2 protein-coding genes are annotated in these 2221 nt (G+C 40.5%); one reads left to right on the top strand and one right to left on the bottom strand.

Going from position 1 to position 2221, the window contains the following annotated elements; genetic code table 11:
* Positions 1-321 precede the first annotated feature (321 nt).
* Positions 322-462, top strand: a complete 141-nt coding sequence (locus FJR37_RS14280) for a hypothetical protein (RefSeq protein ID WP_168466310.1) — start codon at positions 322-324, stop codon at positions 460-462.
* A 35-nt stretch (positions 463-497) separates the two neighbouring features.
* Here FJR37_RS14280 and FJR37_RS14275 read toward each other — a convergent pair.
* On the bottom strand, positions 498-2221 hold a 1724-nt coding region (locus FJR37_RS14275), incomplete at its 5' end, for an SGNH/GDSL hydrolase family protein (RefSeq protein WP_174763425.1).

Below are 2221 nucleotides of genomic sequence, written 5' to 3'. Positions count from 1 at the left end.
TGAGGTATCCGGTGGTTAATTGGTGGCGATCGCTGTCCCTATATCCCCATATCCCCGACTTCTTAAAGAAGTCGGGGATCTGAAATAACTCTAATCGCACCAAAATAAGGTTGTTAATTTGAGGATAATTAATGATGAGCGATCGCTGTGGGAATTTGTCTGAATCAGGATTTCCAGGATTCGGTGGTTAATTCGAGCGATCGCCCCTGCTAAATTATTGAGAAGACCGATCGCTGTGGGAATTTGTCTGAATCAGGATTTCCAGGATTCGGTGGTTAATTCGAGCGATCGCCTTTACCAATTCTTGAGAAAAGGATTTCTATGATTCGGTGGTTAATTCGAGCGATCGCTGTGGGAATTTGTCTGAATCAGAATTTCCAGGATTTCAGGATTTCCAGGATGAGGTATTCGGTGGTTAATTCGAGCGATCGCTGTCCCTATATCCCTAGATCAGGAGCTTAACGCATCGCGCTAAACCCCTATGGGAGAATTATATTCTAAGCAAAGACAAACTGTTTAGAATCTGTCAAACTCAAGCTACTGGCTTGAATCCCAGTCAGAGTCGCTAAAGTTTGATTATTGAAGACAATCGCAGTATCTCCACCAACTTGATTTAACTTGAGTGTGGATGTGGTAATACCTAAACTGACAGCACCTTGAATACCAATGACATCAGTACCCAGTTGGAAGTCAAGCACGGTATTAGCCGAAGAGGGTAATTCAGCATTGACAATCCAGAATTGGTCAGCACCAGCACCACCGGAAATTAAGTTACCACCACCAAGACTAACTCTGAAGATATCTTTACCATCACCACCTAAAGCGCGGTCATTGCTACCCAAGTAGAAGGTATCATCCCCAAGACCACCGGATATGCGGTTGCCACCTTGACCATCTTTAGCATTAAAGGTGTCATTACCGTCACTACCGAAAGCGCGATCGCGTTTATTCACAAAAATTGTATCTTCACCGCTACCCAGATCAACGATATTATTACCTGAGTTGGGAAAAACAGATACAGTGGACAAGTCTACCTCGTCTTTACCTGCACCTGTAAATACAATATTGTTTTGACCATCGAATTGACTACCAGGAGTGGCAATTAATTTATCATCTTCTGGAGTTCCTACAGTTGTAGATTGGTTGACTGCGAGAGTAAAGATATCATTGACAGTTGCCCCGGCTTTATCTGTCGCAATTACCTTGACATCTAATTTACCTACATTTCCTGTGTTGGGAGTACCACTAAAGGTTCGAGTTGTGGAGTTAAAATTCAGCCAATCTGGTAACTTACTACCATCAGCTAAAGTAGCAGAATATTTAATTAAATCAGGAATTACACCATCATTGAGCAGTGTATTTTCAAATGTATCTGTTACTAACTGATGCAGTCTTGTTGTGGGATGAACATCGTCCCAGAAAGCATATTGATCAGGATTAACTGGATTAGTGGCTGTAATTAGAGGTTGGGTAATATTCGTGAATTTGTAATTAGCAGGATTAGTCTGAACTGCTGTAATCGAACCAAAGTTATCTACCAAAGATAAATTAACATTTAGAGCTGGTTCTAAGTTAGTTAAAGCTTGATTTAAAGCTGTATTAAAGCCAAGAGAAATTGCTCTGGCATTAGCTACATTATTACTAGCAATACTCGCAGGAGTAGCACCCAAATCGGCTAAATTGCCAACAACAATTTCTTTAGCACCTAATCCGGCTAAAGTTGTAATTGCACTACTAATATTAGTAACTGCATTAGTCACAGCTTGAGTAGGATCTGTGGCAAGATTCAGAAAATCATTAGCACCAGCCCAAATTACATACAGTCCATCTTTACCGATGGAATTGGTATTTACAGTTTTAAATTGCTGAATTTGTGTGAGTAATCCAGGTACGGTTATTTGCCCAAAAGTATTACTTACTCCTGTATTTGCGCCCACAAAGGCGTAGTTTTGAATTGATTGGTCTGTAAATTGTAAATCATGTGCAAAGTAATCAACCCAAACTAAGCCATTAGAAAAACGACCTTGATAGTTGGGTGATGGTGGAAAAGTGTTACCGGATGCTTTGTAGAAGTTACCTGTATCTGAGAGGCTATCACCAAAGATGACGAGGTTTTTATAGGGATTAACTGCGTCTGGATCGGAGAAGGTATCTTTGGGTAGTGTAAATGTAAAGGTAGAATTGACCTTAACTGTTTGATCTGCGATCGCATTACTCAAAA

It is taken from the genome of Aphanizomenon sp. UHCC 0183, from assembly GCF_009712065.1.
GTDB classification, from domain to species: domain Bacteria; phylum Cyanobacteriota; class Cyanobacteriia; order Cyanobacteriales; family Nostocaceae; genus Dolichospermum; species Dolichospermum heterosporum.
The sequence above is the reverse complement of the archived record's forward strand: the minus strand, read 5'-3'. Positions and strand labels throughout refer to the sequence as shown.